Annotated in this window: 4 protein-coding genes; all 4 read right to left on the bottom strand. The window is 48.9% G+C overall.

The genetic code is table 11. The features are described from left to right. Positions 1–483: 483 nt before the first annotated feature. The gene (locus GAC_RS04495; RefSeq protein ID WP_010267136.1) at positions 484–1,875 is read right to left on the bottom strand and encodes a sigma-54-dependent transcriptional regulator; all 1,392 of its coding nucleotides are present in this window, start codon (positions 1,873–1,875) and stop codon (positions 484–486) included. Between the two features lie 249 nt (positions 1,876–2,124). Then, positions 2,125–2,805 carry a cell division protein FtsQ/DivIB gene (locus GAC_RS04490; RefSeq protein ID WP_227013330.1) on the bottom strand — a complete coding sequence of 227 codons (681 nt, stop codon included), beginning with the start codon at positions 2,803–2,805 and terminating at the stop codon, positions 2,125–2,127. Positions 2,806–2,890: 85 nt separating this feature from the next. Continuing rightward, positions 2,891–3,895 (bottom strand): D-alanine--D-alanine ligase, encoded by a 1,005-nt coding sequence (locus GAC_RS04485; RefSeq protein WP_011114164.1) that lies wholly within the window; start codon positions 3,893–3,895, stop codon positions 2,891–2,893. 135 nt (positions 3,896–4,030) lie between these two features. Then, a partial coding sequence (locus GAC_RS04480) for an ATP-grasp domain-containing protein (protein ID WP_037349569.1) occupies positions 4,031–4,601 on the bottom strand: 571 nt, incomplete at its 5' end.

The following is a 4,601-nucleotide window of genomic DNA, read 5'->3' as shown; positions in this document are numbered from 1 at the left end:
ACTTACTAGCCCCTGCAGCAGCCCCTGCAGGTACACCATGTAAGATACCCAATGCTAATACTACAGCAATTAGTAAGAATCTAAGTTTTAGCAACATCACCACTCTCCCAAAACCTCTACGTCCACCCTTGCACTAACTGGTATTACCCTCAATACAGTGGCCATAAGCTTACCTATGGCTGTACATACAACCAGCATTACCATGGCAGGCCATGCAAGTGTGCCAAGCCATGACGCCAGAACCTAGTACCACCCCTGTCATGATGGGTAATCCCAGCTTCTGCACGAAGACAATGACGTCACAAATAACCTTGGTAGCTGTATCGTCAGCCTGAGTAGGCTGAGTACGAGGTTGAGGGTCAGCCCCTGTAGCAAGAGCAGTTTAAATACCTGAAGGCCGAGACAAGCCTGCTGGCCCCAGCTGGTACACCGCGGGGGAAGTTAATGCCGGAACTGCCACCCCCCGTAACGGGTGGCCGCTACCTAACTTCCACATAAACCTAAAGCTTTTAGTTTCCTATGCAATGCAGACCTTTCCATGCCAATAAATTCGGCAGTTTTGGACACGCTGCCACCGAATCTTGACAGCTGAGTCCTCAGGTAATGCCTTTCAAACTCTTCCCTAGCCTTTCTCAGAGGTGCAGAAACTATGTGAGTGAACACGTTGTTGATTGGCGAGCCGCTCACAATTTCCGCGGGGAGATCGTCTATAGTGATTATGTCCTTGGAAGATTGCATGATCAAAATCCACTCCAGAACATTGCGCAACTGGCGCAGGTTTCCTGGCCAACTGTAGGATTGCATGGCCACTATGGCGTCTTCACTAATGGGTCGGGGTGACAGCCCCATTTTCCTGCATATGCTGCGCATCATGTATTCACACACCTCAGGAATATCCACACAGTACTCGGAAAGAGATGGCACCCTAATAGGAAAGACTCCTAGCCTGTAGTAAAGGTCCTCGCAAAACCTTCCCAACTTCACCTCCTCCTCAATCACGCGAGAGGAAGATGCAATAACACGCGTGTCTATGGTAACAGGGTTTTTTCCATTCTCCCTGTATATCCTGCCTTCCTGAAGCAGTCGCATCAACCGCATCTGGGCGTCATACCGCAAATCCGTGACCTCATCTATGAACAAGGTACCGTGGTTCGCCTGCTCTATGATGCCGACACTGTGGGGCACAACATTGGGCAACGCCCCGTTACCGCTCTCGCTGCCGAAGATGTTTTCTAGGTAGCTACTTTCGGGCAAGATGGAAGGACAGAAGGGCACGAATGAGCTATTGCACCCCTTAAACTTCCGGTGCACAAACCTGGCGACTACTTCCTTTCCAGTGCCAGGAGCGCCGGTGATGAGTATACGACTGCAAGTAGATGCGGCTTTGCTGATCGTGCTCCTGAGGTTTTTGATCTGGGGTGAACTTCCCACGATTTCATAGTCCTCAAAAAGGGATCTGAGTTCGTAGTTTTCTCTTTTCAATCTGCCAGACTCAACAGCACGCTTCACCACCAATTTCAGCCTACTCTCGGTAAAAGGCTTTTCAATATAGTCGTAAGCACCTATATGCAAAGACTTCACGGCAGTGGCTATGTTTCCGTGGCCGCTAATCACTATGACGGGCAGGTGGGGATATCTATATCTGAGCTTTTCCAAAACACTTAGTCCGTCAATGTCAGACCCTTTCAGCCATATGTCCAGAAGCACAACATCCGGCTCCCGCTCATAAGCAAGCTTGATAGCTGTTAGTCCATCATGTGATATTTTGGTGACGTAATTATCGTCACTTAAAATATCCTGGACCATAGCCCTAAGATCTGCTTCATCATCCACAATCAGTACTTCCGGCGTATAAAACCTCTTAGCCCTAGACATAAACCCCACACTCTCTCAGATTAGCAAACATTCTACCTGGTACGGTAAAAATACGCTTAACCGGACACACGCTGACTACCAGGCAAATATTATCAGTCACACCCTAAGATATTTCCACACATGCGTATATTCAATCAAATAATGCAGGATGCCTGTAACTTATTCATAGCGTCCACAACATCTGCACGTAACATACCCGCCTGAAGGGGACATAGCGCCAGGCAAAAATTTTCAAAAATTCGACCACGCTTACTTCTTTATGAAGATTTTGTCTGGAATTCGCATGTCAACAACTTTCCACATCAGTAATTCTCCAGAAGATTTGTACAGCTGCGCTAGGTAATTCCACGCGGCTTGAGGATTATTTTCTGGCAGCTTAACCTGCAACCCACTGGAAAAGCCAACATCCCAACGCCTATTGCCAAGCCAGGAAAAAGACGAAACCATGGTACTGAGCATCCCCCCATTATTGAGCACTTCGCGCACAAAATGTAGCCCTTCCAGGGCCTCATCGCCATAAATTGACACTAAATTGTCAAGGCGCTCGTCAGAGTTCACAATCACATGTCCGGTGTTGTCAATTATTGAGTTCATCCCATGGTGACGCCAATTAGCAAAGGCCACGTATTCTTCAACCGTTATGCGCAATATACCATTGGCCAATTCTCTATGCACAGCAACTTCCTTTACCCAGGGACTGTGAGATTTTATTCGACTCCTAAGCGTGCGTAGTGACAGCAAAATTATCGAGCTGTCTTTGTTGATCATATTTAAAATCTCTGCCGTAGAAACTACGCTGTTACCCCTAATCACAACCTCCCTTGTGGAAAACCCTGCCTCAATGAGTGCGCTAGAAACCGCCGAGGAGAGGCCCCCTAACCATGACTTTATGCTAAAATCTGGCACGCCCCAACCGGCAACAAAAACCACCGCACCCACCACGAATATGCGCCTCACTACACGCATGCAAAGCGGTGCGCTGTGAGCTGCAATCGCGCGATTGCCGGCTGCATCTTTACACATGGCTTGGCTCACGGCTCACGGTTTTTCCCATAAGCTCATCAATGTATGCCCTACGGCTATCATCAATACCCAGCGCATCTTGTACTATCAGATCCACAACGTGGTCAAAGTTCAACCCACATCTTAGCCATAAAACTTCCGGCAGCGTCGAGGAAACAGTCATCCCAGGGTGGGTATTGATCTCCAGCAGCTTCAGCGCCTTGTTTGCTACATCGTACCTGAAATCTACCCTGGATAGAGTTTTGCACCCCAAGCACTGGTGCAGCTTTAACGCCCATTCCAGCGTTAAATTATATATGTCATAGGGAAGATTAGCCGGAAATATGTGCTCGCATAGCCCCTCTACATATTTCGCATCGTAGCTGTATATTCTACCCTCAAACAATAATTCCATGGTGCCAATTGCCCGGCCCAAAAATACAGCGGTTTGCACTTCTTGTCCGGACACATACTCCTCTACAATCATCCTGTCTTCTAGCGTATCGGCATGAGCCGAGAGATCTAAATATTCAGATTTGGAAAAAATCGCGTGCACCCCTATCGTCGAGCCACCACGCACGGGCTTAATTACAAATGGGTAAGGCAACACCTCCTTAGCAGATAGTAACTCCTCCTTTGTAAGCACGTCAAACTTCGGAAAGTCTATACCCAGAGACTTAAGCACATGTTTGGTAAGCACTTTGTCCATACCAACCGAGGATGCTGCAACATGAGAGTGCGTGCACGCAAGCCCAAGGATATCCAGCAACCCAGAAACACAGCCGTCCTCGCCCTGCACTCCGTGCAACGCGTTATAGACAAGATCTGGAGCCATGGCCAACAGTTGACCCACAGACTCCCTGTTCAAATCTAAAACAGTGGCATTGTACCCTAGCCTACCCAGAGCATCTGCAACTCTCTTCCCGCCTGCTAGAGATACCTCACGCTCAGGGGATGAGCCACCACACAGCACTGCAACCGACAGCATGCCCGCATTACGCGCGAGACTCACCGGCATAGAAAGCCCCCCATCCAGCTAAACCCCCCATCCAAGGCGCGCTGCAATAGCGCAAATAGCACAGACACACCGGCCATGGTAAAGCAAAACGCGGCACTATGCAAGGCAAGCACCTATAATATTTACTCGCACACGTCATGGAGACTTATGTGACAATACGTATTCAAAGTGGTCCCAGCAATCCCTCTCTAGGGTCTTTCCGTACACTTGGTTAATCTCAAGAATGCCGCAAGGTGAGGTAACGTTCACTTCTATAAGGCGGCCTCCTAAAATATCAATTCCAGCAAACAATATACCAACGCTGGACAGTAGCGTCCCCACATCGTGGCATATTTCACGCTCTCTATCCGAAAGCTCGGTTGCCTCAGGCGTCGCTCCCACTCTGAGGTTGGTTCTGATCTCACCCATAGCGGTAACTTTTCGCCGTACCGCCCCGATGGGTTTGCCGCCCAACAACACTACCCGCTTGTCGCTGCTTATGTCATCAATAAACTGCTGCGCAACCAAGGGTGCTTCGTAACGCTCAACCATCGCCGACGATATTGCGCCAACATCAGCCCTGCCGCAGATTCTGCATACACCATTGCCTCCATAATCGTACAGTGGCTTGAGCACTATATCTCCGTACTCTGCGTAGAAAGCACTTATCTCACTCACACTTTCGGTGATTAAGGTTGGGGGAATAAACTTAGGAAATGACAGCGGC

This window comes from Anaplasma marginale str. Florida (genome assembly GCF_000215485.1).
Classification (GTDB): domain Bacteria; phylum Pseudomonadota; class Alphaproteobacteria; order Rickettsiales; family Anaplasmataceae; genus Anaplasma; species Anaplasma marginale.
The sequence above is the reverse complement of the archived record's forward strand: the minus strand, read 5'-3'. Positions and strand labels throughout refer to the sequence as shown.

Bases quoted from the DNA above. Each gene is read 5' to 3' on its own strand.
- GAC_RS04495 (WP_010267136.1), bottom strand. From the start codon at position 1,875: ATGTCTAGGGCTAAGAGGTTTTATACGCCGGAAGTACTGATTGTGGAT.
- GAC_RS04485 (WP_011114164.1), bottom strand. From the start codon at position 3,895: ATGCCGGTGAGTCTCGCGCGTAATGCGGGCATGCTGTCGGTTGCAGTG.